A 15,726-nucleotide genomic window follows, 5' to 3' on the forward strand; every position below is an offset into this window, starting at 1 on the left:
AGCGCGCACGACGGACGCGCGACACAAATACCTACGCACCTTTCCCCATGTACGGCAACGGTTTCGGAGAAGCACCATCGACCTGTCGGAGAAACACCCGCAGGGAGATGCGATGACCGACGAGGAACTGGCGGGCGTCCGGCCGGAACACATCAGCGTCCTCAGCCTCAAGTACGTCGAGGACGACCTCGAACCGCCCCGCCCGGCCTGACCGGGACGGCACACCACGATTGGGAAAGGTCATGGCAGGACTGAGCGACAGCGACAAGGAACGGCTACGCCAGGAGTGGGAACGCGAACTGACCCGCAAGCCGCCGACCATCGGCGTCGTCGGCGTCTCCGGTGTGGGAAAGAGTTCGACCATCAACACGATGTTCCGGACCGATCTGCCGATCAGCCACACCGTCGCCTGCACGAAGGCGGTCACCGACGTGCCGCTGCGGGTCAGGGTCACCGGCGGGCCGGGGGCCGGACGGGACGCCCGGCTGGTGGTGCGTGACGCGCCAGGGCTCGGCGAGGACGTCCGCAGGGATCCCGCCTATCTGCGGATGTACGAGGAGACGTTGCCGGAGTGCGACGTCATCCTGTGGGTCATGACGGCCCGGCAGCGGGCGGTCGCCCTCGACCAGCAGTACCTGCGCCACTTCACCCACCTGCACGACCGGATCGTCTTCGGCCTGAGCCAGGTGGACCTCGTCGAACCGCGCGACTGGAAGGCCGGTTCCCTCGTGCCCTCCAAGGCCCAGGAACGGCACATCGAGCAGATCCGGGCGGACCGCGCCGAACGGCTCGGGGACGTGCTCGGCCGGCCGGCGAAGGTGATCCCCTACTCGAACCATCAGGGCTTCAACCTCGAATGGCTCTTCGCCGGCGTGCTCGAGGCCTGCACCCCGGGACGGAAGTGGATTTTCGAGGGCCTCCGCAACTTCCGGCTCGAGGACTGGATCCCGGCGACCCCGGCGGCACAGCCCACGCCCACGCCGGCTCCGGCACGGGAACGGGCTGCGCCCGGCGTCATGCGGCTCGGCGCCGACATCTGGCGGGTCCTCTTCGGCACCCAGGTCCCGACCACGGAGGAACTCGACCGGATGGACCGGATCGCCCGGAACCTTCGGGCGGAACGCGGCCACGCGGCGATGAAGGAGGTGCGCGATGACCACGTCTGAGTTCCTCGACGACGAGGACATCGCCCGGATGGAGCGCTACGTGCGGGACATGCGCCGCCGCCGCGCGCTCGGCCAGGCGATCTCCCGGGCCGACTTCGCCGCCTGGGCCTCGCACGCCGCGGCGTGGCTGCTCGATCGGCTCGAGGACGCCTGGGACTGGGTGCGCCGGGCGCTCGGACTGGTGTGAACCCGTCCCGGCGGGCAGACACCGGGCGGCACGCGCGGGAGCATGGGCACTGTGGGATTGCCCGCCCGACAGCATCGGCCGGACCCGTCGTTCGTCGGGCGGGAGGACGAACTCGCGCACCTGGACCGGCGGCTGACCCAGGCCGCCGCGGGCGTGCCGTACGCCGTGCTGGTCCGGGGCGAGGCCGGCGTCGGCAAGAGCCGGCTGCTGCGCGAGTTCGCCCAGCGGGCCCGCGCCGCCGATGCCCTGGTGCTGAGCGGCTCGTGCGTCCCGCTCGGCGCCGGCGAACTGCCCTACGCACCGCTCATCGACGCCCTGCGCCGGCTGGTCCGCGAGGTCGGCGAGCCCACCCTCCTCCGGCTCGCCGCGCAGCCGTACGCCGACCTCGCCGACCTGATCCGGGACTTCAGCGACACCGTGCCCGAACCGGTCGGCGAGCCGCGTTCGCAACTGCGCATCTTCGGCGCGGTGCTGCGGCTGCTCGACCGGCTCGGCACGGACCGGCCGGTGCTGCTGACGCTGGAGGACCTCCAGTGGGCCGATCCGTCCACATTGGACCTGCTGGCCTACGTCATCCCGGCGCAGACCGACGAACGGGTGCTGGTGGTGTGCAGCTACCGCACCGGCGACCTGCCGCCACGGCATCCGCTGCGGGCGGTGGTCGCCGAACTCGCGCTGGCCCGACGGGTGGACCAGCTCGACCTGGTGCCGTTCACGCGCACCGAACTGCGGGCGTTCCTCGCGACGTTGACCGGCGCGCCGGTCGCCCCGGAAACGGCCGCCCACGTACACGAACTCTCCGACGGAAACGCCTTCTTCAGCGAGGAGCTGGTCATGGCAGGGGTGATCGAACGCGGCGACCCCACGGCGCCGGCCGTCCGGCTGCCCGGCTCGCTGCGCGACCTCGTCCTGACCCGGTTCGAACTGCTCGGCGACGACGCCCGCGAGGTGCTGCGCATCGCCGCCGTCGCCGGCCGGCGGGTGGGCCATCGCCTCCTCGCGGGGGTGTGCGACCTGCCGGCCCGCCGGATGACGGCGGCCCTGCGCGAGTGCGTGGCACAGCACATGCTGCTGACCGATCCCGACGACGACGGCTACCTGTTCCGGCACGCGCTCGTCCGCGAGGCGGTGTACCAGGATCTGCTCCCCGGCGAGCGGGTGGAGCTGCACGCCGCGGTGGCCGCCGTCCTCACCGCCGACCGGCGCCTCGGCCGCACCGAGGACCTCACCTTCGGCGCCCAGCTCTCCTACCACTGGTACGAGGCGGGTGCGTATGCGGAGGCGCTCGCGGCCGCGGTCCGGGCCGGCGACACCGCCATCCGGGTGCGCGCCTTCCGCGAGGCCGAGCTGCAGTACCGGCGGGCGGTCGGACTCTGGTCGCGGGTACCGGATCCGGCCGCCGTCACCGGCACGACCCATGTCCGTCTCCTCGCCCGCGCCGCCGACGCGTCGCGCTGGTCGGGCCGGACAGAGCAGGCGGTCGAACTGGTCCGCGAGGCGCTGGCGGAGATCGACGCCGCCGACCGGGCCCAGGCGGGCGAACTGTGCGAGCGGCTGGGCCGCTACCTGTGGGAGGCCGCGGACACGGCCGGTTCGCAGCAGGCGTACGCCGCGGCGCTGCGCTGCCTCGCCGACGAACCGGACTCGGCGGTCTCCGCCCGCGTGCTGGCCGGCCAGGCGACGGCGGAGGTGCGCGCGGGACGCTACTCGGCGGGGCTGCGCATCGGTGTCCGGGCGGTCGAACTGGCCCGCCGGGTCGGCGCCAAGGCCGAGGAGGGGCAGGCGCTCAACACCGTCGGGGTGGCGCGCACGATGACCGGCCGGGTCGAGGAGGGCATCGCCGCGCTGCGCTCCGCGCTGCAGATCGCCGAGGCGACCGACCGGATCGAGGAACTCTTCCGCGGCTACGGCAACCTGATGCTGGCCCTGGAACACGCCGGCCGGTTGGAGGAGTCGGTGCGGGTGGCTCTCGAGGGGCTGGACCGCGCCCGCCGGCTCGGCCTGCAACACACCCGGGGCGGCGGCGTGCTCGCCAACAACGCCGGCGCCGTGCTCGCCTCGCTCGGCCGGTGGGACGAGGCGACCGCGCTCCTCGCCGACCTGGTCGAGGAACGGCCGGTGCGGGAGAGCCTGTATCCACGGCTGACGTTGGCGGAGATCGAGGTGGGGCGGGGCCGGTTCGCCGACGCCGAACGGCATCTCGCGGCCGTTCGCGAGGAGGGCGACTCGTTGCGGGAGCCGAAGTTCGTCGCCTCGCGGCACGCGTGCGAGGCCGAGTGCGCCCTCTGGCGGCGGCAGTTCGACGACGTCGGCGCAACGGTCGCCGCCGGTCTGGCCGCGATCGGCGACTCCGAGCAGTTCGTCCTGCTGCTGCGGCTGCACGCGCTCGGGCTGCGCGGCGCGGCCGACCGGTGGCTGCGGCTCTCGGCCCTGCACCGCGCCGGTTCGGAGGAACTGGCCCGGGTGGAGGCGGCTATCGTCGCGCACCGCGGCGCGGTCGACGCGTTGGTCGACTCGCCGGCCTGGTCCCCGCTGCCCGAGGCCCGCGCATTGCACCTGCTCTGCCTCGCCGAACGGGACCGGATCGCCGACGCGCCGGATCCGGCGAAGTGGGGCGCGGCGGCCGACGCATGGGACGCGTTCGGCCGGCCCTTTCCCGCCGCGTACGCCCGGTGGCGGCAGGCCGAGGCGGCGGTCGTCCGGCGCGACTCCGCCGTGGCGACCACCGCCGCGCGCAGCGCACACGCCGCGGCCGAACGCCTCGGCGCCGAGGCGCTGCGGGCGGAGGTCGAGTCGCTGGCCCGGCGGGCCCGCCTGGACCTGCGTGCCGGGGCCGCACCGCCGCCGCCGCGCAGACGCCCGGCCGACCCGTTCGGGTTGACCGCGCGGGAGCGGGAGGTGCTGCGCCTGATCTGCGACGGCAGCACCAACCGCCGGATCGCCCGGACGCTGTTCATCGCGGAGAAGACCGCCGGCGTCCACGTGTCGAACATCCTGATGAAGCTGGGCGTGACGAGTCGCGGCGAGGCGGCCGCCGCGGCCCACCGGCTCGGCATTTTCGATCCCGATGACTCCGGCCCGAACGAGGGACCGGCACCGTGAATCCATTCTACGAAAGGCGAGAAAATGACATCGGCGGAGAAGACTCCGGCGCCGCGAGGGATCCGGCTGCACGTGGGACGCTTCGACTACGCACTCGACCTGGGTGCGGAAAAAGATTCGGTAACCCTGCTCGCGGAGATCGAAACCGCGGTCAGCTCCGGGGCGTTCGTGTCGGTTCCGGTTCTCGACGACCACGGTTGCCGGCTGACGCTTTACCTGAACGGCGCGCTGATCGATTCGTACGCGGTCGACAAAGGCCTCGGGCCTCGGCCGACCGAGTTCTCGTAGGAATGGCGGGCGGATGCTCCGGTGACCCCGGGGCATCCGCGCCTCACATCATGCCCAGGCGCTGCGCGAGAAGCACGGTACCGAGCCGGTCGGCGGTCCCCATCTTGCGGTACAGCTTCTCCTGGTGCTTGGTCACCGTGCGCCGGGAGACGCCCAGCCGGTGCGCGATCGCCGCGGCGGTGAGCCCCTCGCCGAGCAGTCCGAGCACCTCCCGCTCCCGGGGCGTGAGCCGGGGCGCGACGGGCGCGTCCGTGCCGGGAGCCGGCCCGGCCGAGGGTGCGGGAGACGCGCCGGCCCAGACCCAGCGGCCCGCGCGGCGGGACAGCACCCCGAATTCGACACCGACCACGACGAGGGCGCGCACCACGGCGAGATCCCCGCGCGCCATCGTCCACAGCAGACGGAGGGTCTCCGGTTCGACCGGCCCACCGAGCAGTTCGACCAATTGACGATCGACGGCCGCATCATACGGCTCGACGACGTTCACGGCTGTCACGAATCCTCCATTTGAGTTCGCGATGAAAAGACGACACAACGCGGCGATCGCTGCGACCAGCATCGCTTTCGAATGACCCGCGAACATGGGGAGAACTGCGCACGATCGACGCGGTGACCACCCTAGAAATCGCGCCTACGATCCCTAGGCAGAAACGGATCGCATTCCTCCCGGAGGCACACCATGGCACGACGGGCACTTCTCATCGGATCGGCGACCGGCGGACTCACCGGTGTCGCACGCGACATCGAATCCATGGGCGAACTGCTCGACGGCCGGGGATTCGAGATCCGCGAACTGACCGGCGCGAACGCCACGCGGGCGGGAATCCTCGACGGTTACGAGAAATTGATCGCCGACTGCGCTTCGCCCGACACCGCGTTCGTCTACTACAGCGGCCACGGCGGGATCGTGCGGCCGCTGGCGACCGACGCCGCGACGCCGGCCGGCGACATCCCGCGCGACCTGCAGTTCATCGTGCCGACCGACATCGAGGCGTCCACCCCGGCGGACTTTCTCGGAATCCTCGACACCGAGCTGGCGGTCCTGCTCGCCAGGCTGCTCGAGCGCACCGAGAACGCCGTCGTCATGCTCGACTGCTGCCACGCCGCGCACATGGCCCGCGATCCGCAGCTGCGGCCGCGCGCCCTGCCGCGACTGTCCTATCTGGACCTCGCCGACAACCTCGAACGCCGCCGGAAGGCGGGACTCCAGGTGGACCTGCTGCCGGCGCTCGGCAACCGGGGCGTGCGACTGGTCGCATGCGCACCCGAGCAGTCCGCGTACGAGTACCCGAACCGGGACGGCGTCACCGCCGGCATCTTCACCGAGGCGTTCCGGGCGGCGCTGAGCGAGGCCGGCACGGCGCCGGTCACCTGGTCGACGCTGATGCGCCGGATCCGGGACCGCACCCTGACCCTCGCCCCCGAGCAGCGGCCGGAGGTCGAGGGGAACTCCGCGCGCCTGCTCTTCGAAGTGGAGACCGCGGAGCGGACGGACGCCGTTCCGATCGCCTGGGTCGCCGGCACCCGGGCGTCGATCCCGGGCGCGGCACTGCTGGGCATCGGGGCCGGCGACCGGTTCGCCGTCATGCCCGCCGGCGCGGTGCGCGTCGACGACGCGACGACGATCGCGGTCGCGACCGTGGCGGCGGCCCGGGGTGCCGCGGCCGAGGCGATTCTGGAGTTCCGGCCGGGGCACGCCGCGGTGCCGATCGGCGCGCAGGCCCATCCGCTCAGCGCCGCCGCCCGCCGCCGTCCGGTCGCGAGCGGCGGGACGGGCCCGTTCGCCGAGCGGCTGCGGGCGGCTCTCGCGGCGGCGCCGACGCTGCGGCCGGCGGGCCCGGACGACGGCGTCCTGCTGGCCGATGTCGAGTTCACCGGCGACGCGGCGGTCATCCGGGACGCCGCCGGCCCGCTGACCCGACCGGTGCCGGCCGACGACGCGGGCATCGGGCAGCTGGTGACCATGCTCGGCCGGCTGGCCCGCTCGGCCACGCTGCGGGAGCTGGCGCCCGCCCCGGACGAGGTGCTGGACGAGGAGTTCGGCGTCGAGTGGGGACGCGTGGTGGACGGCGCGGCGGTGCCGATGACGCCGTCGGGTGCCCTGGTGCACGCGGGCGACGCGGTGTATGTGCGACTGCGCAACGACAGCGACCGCCGGCTGTACTTCTTCGTGTTCGATCTGGGGGTGTCGGGCGTGATCGACCTGCTCACCCAGGACGATCCGTCCGGGCTGCGGATCGATCCGGGCCGCGAGTACGTGCTCGGCGCCCGCGACGGGGTGCTCGAGGGCAGCGCGGTGAGCTGGCCGGCGGCCGTTCCGGCCGGTGCGGCCCGACCGGAGGCGCTGCTGGTCCTGGTCACCGCCGCCCGTCAGGAGCTGGCCGTGCTGCAGCAGGAGGGGATCACCGACGCCGGGTCCGCGAAGCGGTTCGAGGAGATCAGGCGGGACGGTTCCGCGCTCGAACGGGCGCTCGCCGACATCGTGCTCGGCGGCGAACGCGAGGTGGCCCGTGCCCGCGGACGGCCGGTCGTCCGCTACGCGGCGCAGCGGGTGGAGTTCCTGCTGAGCCCGTTGCCGCGGCCCACTCCGGAGGTCGCGACGTTCCTGGTCGACGAGCGGCCCGAGCGGTCGATACGGCTGCTGGGCGCCCGGGACGCCGCACCGGCCACCCCGGTGGCGATCCGCCTGCGCGAACTGGTCGTGCACCGCAACCGCGCGTGGGGCGGCAGCGACATCCGGGTCGACGCCCTGATCGTCACCGGCGGCGGCGACGGCGACGTCCCGGTGTACCGGGCGGGAACGGCGCGGTTCGGCAACGTACGCGACGGCGACCGGCTGCCGCTGGACAACCTGCTCGTCTACCACGGCCCCGCGGTCGGATACCTCGATCTCGCCTGGTGGGTGTCGCGGGACCGCACCGCGAGCCGCGCGCTCGGCGACCTGCTGGCCGAACGGCTCAACGCCGCGGAGTTCACGGCCGCCGCCGCGCAACTGGCCGGGCTGGCGGTCGCCGCGCCGCAGGCCGCCGCTGCCGTCGCGGCGGTGGGAGCGGCGGCGATCGTGGTCAACACCGCGTACCGGCTGCTGTCCGAGGCCGTCGGCGACAGCATCGGGATCTACCGCACGTCGTTCCTGGCCGGCGAGGACTTCGGGATCGGCCGGCATCCGCGCGACGGGCTGCTGCGCGCGCAGGACTTCTCCTACTCGTACGAGATCGTCGGGGTGGGCTGAGCGATGGGTGGCACCGCGGTCGAACTCCTTCCCGGCGGGCTGCTCGACCGGCTCGTCGCCACGGCCGGCCCCGACGGGCTCTCGCCGGTGCGCGCCGCGGCCGCTGCGGGTGCGTTCGTGCGGGCGCACGAGGAGGTGACGGCGTTGCGGGCCGGCGATCCCGTGTCGCTGCTCGCCTGGGAGCACTACACGTGGCACTCGCGCTGGCTCGGGCTGCCCGACGGCGACGCCCGGCCGATGGGCCACCTGCTGCTGCGGATGTTCGAACGGCCGCCCCGGCCGCGTCGCGAACGGGTCACCCGCGCGGAGGACTGGATCGTCGGCCGGCTGCTCACCGACCTTCGGGACACCCGCGCCACGCTCTCGCCGCAGCTGCTGTCCGCCTCCCCCGCCGGCACCGCCGCGTCGAACCTCGGTCTCGGGATCGCGTCGATCGACGAGGCGCGCGAACGCCTCGCGGACCGGCCCGACCTGCTGGGACACCTGGACCTGCTCGCCGCCGACCTGGCCGCCCGCGCCGACGAGCGCACCCTGGCCGAGGAGTACCTCACCGCGGCGCAGCGGCGGCTGACCGATGCCGGCGACCGGTCCGGCCTGGCCGCCGCGGCGCTGCTGCTCGGCGACCTGCGCGCCGCGCCGCTGATGTCGCCCCTGGGCTGGAACTGCGTGCTGTCCGTGGAGCCTTCCTCGCCCGACTGCGCGCTGGCCGAGACGGTCGAGGCGGCCGAGTTCGACGGGTCCACTGTGGACAGTTCCGGGGCGTTGGCCGCCTACGCGACGGCGGCGCAGTGCTACGAGGCGACCGGCGGCGTGGCCGGCCTGGCGGCGGTGGCGCTGCGGCACTGCTATCTGGCGTTGCTCGACGGCGACCCGGCCGGCGCGATCGCTTTGGCCGAACGGGCCGGGGCGGCGTTCGCGGAGGAGGGCCGGCCGTTGGACGCGGCGGTGGCCGCCTGCCACGGCGCGCTGGCCGCGATCGCCGACGACCGGCTCGCGGTGGACGCGCAGGGCGCGGATCGGATCGTGGCGGCCGGCCGGGCGACGATCGGCGACGCGCCCACCGTCGGACTGGGGCTGTTGTGCACCAGGATGGCGCGCTACTGGGCCTCCCGCGGCCGCCGACCCGAACGGGCCCGCGCCGCGCTGGGCCTCGCGGAGCGGATCTTCGCCGGGATCGCCGAACCCGTGCTGCGCAGCCAGACCGTGGCGGAGATCGCCCAGGTGGCGGCCTCCGTCGGGGACGTGGCGGCGGTGCGGATCGCGGTGCGCGACGCGCTGGCCGCCGACGCGGCGCCGCTGGTCGAACCGGCCGACCCGACCGACGACCGGCGCATCCGTCGCGCCCTGCTCGCGGGCCGCCTGTACACCCTGGCGAGCGGGGTGCGCGACGTCGACGGGATGCGGCTGGCGAGCCGTGACCTGGAGGACGCCCTGGGCCCGTTGCGCACCGGCCTGGCCGGCTACACCGGCCGCGCCCTCGTGATCGCGAACCACCTGCTGACGATCGCTACCCCGCCCGGGCATCGCATCGTGGACCTGCTCTACCGGGCCCGCGAGGCGCGCGACGCCGGCGCGTCCGACGTCGACGGGAGCCTCGTCGCGCAGGCCCGCGCCGATCTGGAACTGATCCCGTCCGGCGAGCGCGACCTCGCCGAGGCGTTGCTGCTGGCGCACGTCGGCGATCGCGCGGGTGCGTCGGAGGCGTTCGCCCGCCACACGCAGCGGGAACTGGCGCCGCTCCCCGCCGGCGGGCAGGAGTGGCGCATGGCGCACGTGGCGGGGTTGGCGTTCCAGCTCACCGTCGGCCACACCGCACGCGCCGCCGCCCATCACGCGGCGCTCGTCGCGGCGCGGACGCCCTGGTGGGCCGGGCTCGGACCGGACTGGCAGCACCTGAGCACGGAGGGTCGGCTGCGCGAACAGCAACACGAGGAGGCGGCGGCGCTCGAGGCGTTCGACCGCGCTCTCGAGGAGATCGAGGGGGTCCGGGCCGGCCTCAATCGCGACGACCTGAAGACGTGGTTCTTCTCGGGCGCGGAGGTGCAGAACACCTATCTGGACGCGATCCGCGTCGCGCTGCGGCTCGGCGAGCACGGCCGCGCCTTCGGGTACGCCGAACGGGCCCGGGCCCGCGCGCTGCTCGACCTGCTGTCCGCGAACGCCGGGGTCGACCACGCCGGGCTCCCGGAGGAACTGGTCCGGCGCTGGCGATGGGCCGGCGCCGACGTGACGCTCGCGCGCGGTCGCCTGGCGCGGGCGCTGCAGCGGCCGGAGCCCGACGGCGCGGAGATCGCCGAACTGCGCGCCCGGCTCGACCGGGCCGACGAGCGGCTGCGCGCCGTCGAGGCGGAACTCCAGGCCGGCAACAGCAGGTTCTGGCGCACGGTCAACCCGCAGGCGGAGACGCGGAACCTGGCCGACGTGGCGGCCGCGCTGCCGCCCGGGGTGGCCGTCCTGCAGTACGCCGTCGGGCGCTACGACCTGCTCTCCTGGGCGGTGACCCGGGACGGGATGGTCGCCGCGCACCGGGCGGAGGGCGAACACGGCATCCAGGGGCTGGTCGCCGGGATGCTCGACGCGTGCGCCACCGGTGACGAGTACGCCGCACCGGCCGAACGCCTCGCGGATCTCCTGCTGGAGCCGCTGCGCCCGGTCGTCGAGGCGGCCACCGCGCTGCTGCTGGTGCCCTCCGGGCCGTTGGCCCGGCTGCCGTTCGCGGCCCTGCCCTGGAACGGCTCCACCCTCGGCGCGGCGGTGCCGCTCACGGTGCTGCCGAGCGCGAGCGCATCGGCGACGGCGCGGCCCGCCGGACCCGCCGGTGGGCGCTCGCTGGTGGTGGGCGACCCGTCCGGGATGGCCTACGTCCCGGAGGGCTCGGCGGTCCCGATCCCGCAGCCCGCGCTGCCGGCCGCCGGCGTCGAGGCGTGGCGGGTCGCCGGCCTGCTGGGCGGCGCGGTGGACCTGCTGCTCGGCGACGACGCGACCGAGGCGCGGGTGCGCGCGCTCCTGCCCGACGCGGCCGTCGTGCATCTCGCCACGCACGGGGTCCTCGACCCGAACGCGCCCCTGGCGACCGCCGTCCTGCTGGCCTCCGGGGAGTCGTTGACGGCCGCGGAACTGTTCGGGCAGCGGCTGAACGCCGATCTCGTGGTGCTGAGCGCCTGCCGCACCGGCACCGGCACCGTGGTGCGCGGCGACGAACTGCTCGGCCTCGGCCGCGCGGTGCTGGCCGCCGGTGCCCGTTCCGTGGTGGTGACGCTCTGGTCGATCAGCGACCTGTCCGCGACGCTGTTCATGAGCGAGTTCCACCGGCGGCGGCTCGCCGGGGAGTCCGACGCGCGGGCACTGCGTGCGGCGGGAGGCTACCTGCGGGCGCTCTCCCGGGAGGAGGCCGTGGCCGCGTTCGAGGGGCTGCGCGCCGGTGCCGAACGCAGCGGTGACGGCGACCTCGTGGCGCGGCTGGACCGGGCCCGGGAGATCGGCGGGTGGTCGCGTACGTCCGCGCCGTTCGCCCACCCGTACCACTGGGCGCCGTACGTGCTCGTCTCGGCCGGTGTCGGGGCGGCGCCCGGATGAGCGGACGCCTGCGGAAGCGAATCATGGGGCACTGCGTGCTTGTGTCTCGTGACGCCGCGGAGCGAAGCGAGGCGGTGTCATGAGCACGCAGTTGCGGCGGGACCTGCACGACGTGCTCGGGCCGGCGTTGGCCGCGCTCGCGTTCCGGCTGGAGGCGGCGCAGGTCATCGTTCAGCGCGAGCCGCACCGGGCCGCGGAGGTGCTGCTGACGCTGCGGTCCGGCGTCGGGCACGCCGAACGCGCCCTGCGCGAACTGGTCGACGGGGTGCGACCGTCCACATCGGACAGTGCGCGGGGCTGCCCGGTCGCCCGGATCAGGGCGTTCGTCGACGGGCTCGCGGGCACACCCGGGCCGGCGATCACCGTGCACGCGCCCCCGGGACCGGCGGTGCCACCGACGGTCGGCGACGCCCTGTACCTCATCGTCACCGAGGCGTTGACGAACGTCCTGCGACACGCCGGCGCCGGCCGCTGCGCGGTGCGCATCACCCGCGGGGAGGCGCTGGAGGTGGAGGTGCGCGACGACGGCGTGGGCATGCCGGACGGGGTTCCCCGGCCCGGTGTGGGCCTGCGGTCGATGGCCGCTCGCGCGCGGGCGCTCGGTGGCACCTGCCGGGTCGAATCGGTGGCCGGCGTGGGCACCCGCGTACGGGTGCGGCTCCCGCTGCCGGCCCGATGACGGACGACCCGATCCGGGTGCTGGTCGTCGACGACCACCCGGTCTTCCGGGACGGACTGTGCGCGCTGTTGGAGGCGTTCGAGGATCTGACGGTGGTGGGGCGCAGCGGTTGCGGTGCGGCGGCCGCGGAACTGGCGCACGCGCTGCGGCCGGACGTCGCCGTCCTCGATCTCGGCCTGCCCGACGTGAGCGGATGCGAGGCGGCACAACGCATCCGCGCCCGCGCTCCGCGCGTCGGCCTGATCGCGTTGACCCTGGCCGACGACGACGCGTCGGTCTTCGCCGCGCTGCGCGCGGGGATGCGCGGGTACCTGCTCAAGGACGCCGACGCGGGTCGGGTCGCGCAGGCGGTCCGCACCGTGGCGAGCGGCGCCGCGTTCTTCGGCCCGGCGGTCGCCGAACGGCTGTCGGGGTTCTTCGCGGCGGCGCCCGGCGCGGCGGCGTTCCCCGAACTGACCGCCGGCGAACGGGCGGTGCTCGACCTGATGGCCGCCGGCCTGAGCAATCCGGAGATCGCCCGGCGCCTGATCGTCAGCCCGAAGACGGTCCGCAATCGGATCTCCTGCATCTTCGCCAAGCTCCGGGTGCCCGACCGGGCCCACGCGATCGTCCGCGCCCGGGAGGCCGGCATGGGCCGGCTCCGTTCGGCTCGGTGACGCGCCGGTGAACCCGGCGGGGACGTCCCGCGTTTCGGGGACACCGCTCCCCTGACGGCGGGACCGGTCCCCGTGAACGGTGTTCCCGTGCACCGCCACCCCGGCGGGCCACGTCCCTTGGGGGAACACATGCGCAGAATCATCACCGGATGTCTCACCGTCCTCACCACCCTGGCCGTCGTGGCGCTCACCGCGGCGCCGGCCGGGGCGGAACCGTCCGGCTCGCAGGCGTCCGCACCGGCCGGCGCCGAACGGGCGACCGTCGAACAGATGCCCCGGCCGGAGACCGCACCGCAGGTGACCGTGCGGACGAGCGCGTACTTCGCCGACTGCCCGCAGTCCGCCGGGTACTGCACCTACGACAGCGGCTGGGAGTACTACGACGGGAGCTGCCAGGCACGCACCCAACTGGCCTGGTGGCGCGGCTCCAACACGGTCTCGATCCAGGTCCACGTGTACAGCCCGTTCCTCTTCGCGGCCTGCCGGGTGTACTCGACGCCGCAGTTCGCCACGACGTTCAACTTCACGGTGAGCGGTGGGTCGTTCTACGCGATGGCCTGCTCGGCGACGGACCCGACCTGCTCGAACTACCAGATCTGGAGCTACTTCGACAACTCCGGCCTGCACCCGTTCTTCGTCCCCTACGTGTACGCGATCTCGGCGGCACACACCAAGGCCTGACCCGAACGGCGCACCGGCCACCGCCGGTGCGCCGGCATCGGACGAAACACGCGCGACATCTTGACGTGACGCGGGCCACGCGCCCAATATCCATAGAAGCATGTCAACGTTGACACACGTTGATCTCTGCTCCAGGGAGGTGTGCGACCGTGGCCGACCGCAGGACGACGACCCTGTTCCTGACCATCGTGCTCGGCTCCGCGTTAGGGGCGGCCGCCTGCGGCGACTCCGACGGCGGGAGCGACAAGGTCAAGATCGGACTGATCACCAAGACCGACACCAACCCCTTCTTCGTGAAGATGAAGGAGGGCGCGCAGAAGGCCGCCGACGCGGCGGGCGTCGAGCTGATGACCGCCGCCGGCAAGAACGACGGGGACAACGCCAGTCAGGTGACCGCCGTGGAGAACATGGTGGCCGCCGGCGTGAAGGGCATCATGATCACGCCCAGCGACACCAAGGCGATCGTGCCGACCATCCAGAAGGCGCGCGCGAAGGGCGTTCTGGTCATCGCGCTGGACACGCCGACCGAGCCGCAGGACGCCACCGACGCCCTCTTCGCCACCGACAATCTCAAGGCCGGTGTCCTCATCGGACAGTACGCCAAGGGCGCGATGGCCGGCCGGACGCCGAAGATCGCCACACTGGACCTGGCGCCCGGCATCACCGTGGGAGTGTTGCGGCACAACGGTTTCCTGCAGGGCATGGGCCTCAAGGACGGCGACCCGTCGATCGTGTGTTCCCAGGACACCCTGGGCGATCAGGCCAAGGGCCAGACCGCGATGGAGAACTGCCTCACCAAGGCGCCCGACATCAACCTCGTCTACACCATCAACGAACCCTCGGCGTTCGGCGCGTACACGGCGCTCAAGGCGAAGGGCCGGGAGAAGGACGTCATGATCGTCTCCGTGGACGGCGGCTGTGCCGGGGTCCGCGGCGTCCAAAGTGGACAGATCGCGGCCACCTCCCAGCAGTACCCGCTCAAGATGGCCGAACAGGGCGTGCAGGCCGTGGTGAAGTTCGCCAAGGACGGGACGAAGGCGACCGGCTACACCGACACCGGGGTCACGCTCGTGACGGACAAACCGATGCCGGGCCAGGACACCAAGGACACCGCGTTCGGCCTCGCCAACTGCTGGGGCTGAGCGGCGGATGTCGACCGAAACCGCCGCCGCCCCGCTGACCGGACCGCCGCTGTGGCGGCGCATGGTGACCGGCTCCACGCTGGGGCCGCTCGCCGCGCTGCTCATCGCGGGCGCGTTCTTCTCGATCCGGACCGAACAATTTCTCAGCGCGGGCAACTTCTCGCTCATCATCCAGCAGGTGATGGTCGTGGGCACGCTCGCGCTCGGCCAGACCCTGGTCATCCTGACCGCCGGCATCGACCTGTCCAACGGGGCGGTGATGGCGTTCGGGACGATCGTCATGACGAAGCTCGCCGTGGACGGTTCGCTGCCGCCGGTGCTAGCCGTCGCGCTCGGGGTGCTGGTGTGTGCCGCGTTCGGGGCCGCCAACGGGCTGCTCGTGACGCGGATCGCGCTGCCGCCGTTCATCGTGACGCTGGGCATGCTCAACATCGCCTTCGCGCTCACGCACATCTACTCGAAGGACCAGACCGTCTCCGGCCTTCCGGGAGCGCTCACCGCGCTCGGTAACACGTTCACGCTCGGCGGCACCGACGTGACGTACGGGTCCATCGTGACGATCGCGCTGTTCCTGCTCTTCGCCTACGTGCTGAGCCAGACGGCGTGGGGCCGGCACGTCTACGCCACCGGCAACAACCCCGAGGCGGCGCGGCTGACCGGCATCGCCACCAAGCGGGTGCTCGTCAGCGTGTACACGGTCGCCGGTGTGGTGTACGGGATCGCCGGGCTGCTGCTCATCGCGCGCACCAGCGTCGGCGACCCGCAGGCCGGGCAGACGGAGAACCTCGACAGCATCACCGCCGTGGTGCTCGGCGGCACGAGCCTCTTCGGCGGCCGCGGCGCCGTGCTGGGCACGCTCATCGGGGCGCTCATCGTCGGCATCTTCCGCAACGGCCTGCAGCTGATGGGTGTCCAGTCCATCTACCAGACGCTCATCACCGGCGTGCTCGTCATCCTGGCCGTCACCGTCGACCAGCTCTCCCGCCGGAGGGCATCGTGAGCGCGCCTGCGCGGGAG

Annotated in this window: 12 protein-coding genes; 11 read left to right on the forward strand and 1 reads right to left on the reverse strand. The window is 73.4% G+C overall.

Going from position 1 to position 15,726, the window contains the following annotated elements:
• The first annotated feature begins 242 nt into the window (after positions 1–242).
• From Val02_RS14240 to Val02_RS14255, 4 genes are all read left to right on the forward strand, one after another.
• The gene (locus Val02_RS14240) at positions 243–1,166 is read left to right on the forward strand and encodes a GTPase family protein (RefSeq protein WP_203899524.1); all 924 of its coding nucleotides are present in this window, start codon (positions 243–245) and stop codon (positions 1,164–1,166) included.
• A complete protein-coding gene (locus tag Val02_RS14245) occupies positions 1,153–1,353 on the forward strand; it encodes a hypothetical protein (RefSeq protein WP_203899525.1) in 201 nt (66 codons plus the stop codon). The genes Val02_RS14240 and Val02_RS14245 overlap by 14 nt, the downstream gene beginning before the upstream one ends.
• Before the next feature lie 51 nt (positions 1,354–1,404).
• Positions 1,405–4,455, forward strand: coding sequence for a helix-turn-helix transcriptional regulator (locus Val02_RS48185; RefSeq protein ID WP_203899526.1), 3,051 nt, complete (start codon positions 1,405–1,407; stop codon positions 4,453–4,455).
• A 72-nt stretch (positions 4,456–4,527) separates the two neighbouring features.
• Entirely contained in the window at positions 4,528–4,743 is a 216-nt protein-coding gene (locus Val02_RS14255; RefSeq protein WP_203899527.1) for a hypothetical protein, read from the forward strand.
• Positions 4,744–4,786: 43 nt separating this feature from the next.
• Here the strand turns inward: Val02_RS14255 and Val02_RS14260 are convergent, their stop codons facing one another.
• Positions 4,787–5,239, reverse strand: a complete 453-nt coding sequence (locus Val02_RS14260) for a helix-turn-helix transcriptional regulator (protein WP_239152889.1) — start codon at positions 5,237–5,239, stop codon at positions 4,787–4,789.
• A 183-nt stretch (positions 5,240–5,422) separates the two neighbouring features.
• On the opposite strand from Val02_RS14260, the gene Val02_RS14265 reads away from it, so the two are divergent.
• The 7 genes from Val02_RS14265 (at position 5,423) to Val02_RS14295 (ending at position 15,709) form a co-directional block, all read left to right on the forward strand.
• Positions 5,423–7,975, forward strand: coding sequence for a caspase family protein (locus Val02_RS14265; protein WP_203899529.1), 2,553 nt, complete (start codon positions 5,423–5,425; stop codon positions 7,973–7,975).
• Positions 7,976–7,978: 3 nt separating this feature from the next.
• Entirely contained in the window at positions 7,979–11,551 is a 3,573-nt protein-coding gene (locus Val02_RS14270) for a CHAT domain-containing protein (RefSeq protein ID WP_203899530.1), read from the forward strand.
• Positions 11,552–11,630: 79 nt separating this feature from the next.
• Complete coding sequence (locus tag Val02_RS14275; protein WP_203899531.1) at positions 11,631–12,230, forward strand: sensor histidine kinase; 600 nt, start codon at positions 11,631–11,633, stop codon at positions 12,228–12,230.
• Positions 12,227–12,886, forward strand: coding sequence for a response regulator (locus Val02_RS14280; RefSeq protein WP_203899532.1), 660 nt, complete (start codon positions 12,227–12,229; stop codon positions 12,884–12,886). Before Val02_RS14275 ends, Val02_RS14280 begins: the two co-directional genes overlap by 4 nt.
• A 129-nt stretch (positions 12,887–13,015) precedes the next feature.
• Positions 13,016–13,567 (forward strand): hypothetical protein, encoded by a 552-nt coding sequence (locus tag Val02_RS14285; RefSeq protein WP_203899533.1) that lies wholly within the window; start codon positions 13,016–13,018, stop codon positions 13,565–13,567.
• A gap of 149 nt (positions 13,568–13,716) precedes the next feature.
• Positions 13,717–14,709: a sugar ABC transporter substrate-binding protein gene (locus Val02_RS14290; RefSeq protein ID WP_239152891.1), complete on the forward strand. Its 993-nt coding sequence runs from the start codon at positions 13,717–13,719 to the stop codon at positions 14,707–14,709.
• 7 nt (positions 14,710–14,716) lie between these two features.
• Entirely contained in the window at positions 14,717–15,709 is a 993-nt protein-coding gene (locus tag Val02_RS14295; RefSeq protein ID WP_203899534.1) for an ABC transporter permease, read from the forward strand.
• The last annotated feature ends 17 nt before the right edge of the window (positions 15,710–15,726 follow it).

Source organism: Virgisporangium aliadipatigenens (genome assembly GCF_016863615.1).
Taxonomy (GTDB): Bacteria; Actinomycetota; Actinomycetes; order Mycobacteriales; family Micromonosporaceae; genus Virgisporangium; species Virgisporangium aliadipatigenens.

Coding starts and splice junctions, on each gene's coding strand:
- Val02_RS14265 (WP_203899529.1), top strand. CDS start 5,423: ATGGCACGACGGGCACTTCTCATCGGATCGGCGACCGGCGGACTCACC.
- Val02_RS14245 (WP_203899525.1), top strand. CDS start 1,153: ATGACCACGTCTGAGTTCCTCGACGACGAGGACATCGCCCGGATGGAG.
- Val02_RS14240 (WP_203899524.1), top strand. CDS start 243: ATGGCAGGACTGAGCGACAGCGACAAGGAACGGCTACGCCAGGAGTGG.
- Val02_RS14280 (WP_203899532.1), top strand. CDS start 12,227: ATGACGGACGACCCGATCCGGGTGCTGGTCGTCGACGACCACCCGGTC.
- Val02_RS14295 (WP_203899534.1), top strand. CDS start 14,717: ATGTCGACCGAAACCGCCGCCGCCCCGCTGACCGGACCGCCGCTGTGG.
- Val02_RS14270 (WP_203899530.1), top strand. CDS start 7,979: ATGGGTGGCACCGCGGTCGAACTCCTTCCCGGCGGGCTGCTCGACCGG.
- Val02_RS14285 (WP_203899533.1), top strand. CDS start 13,016: ATGCGCAGAATCATCACCGGATGTCTCACCGTCCTCACCACCCTGGCC.
- Val02_RS14275 (WP_203899531.1), top strand. CDS start 11,631: ATGAGCACGCAGTTGCGGCGGGACCTGCACGACGTGCTCGGGCCGGCG.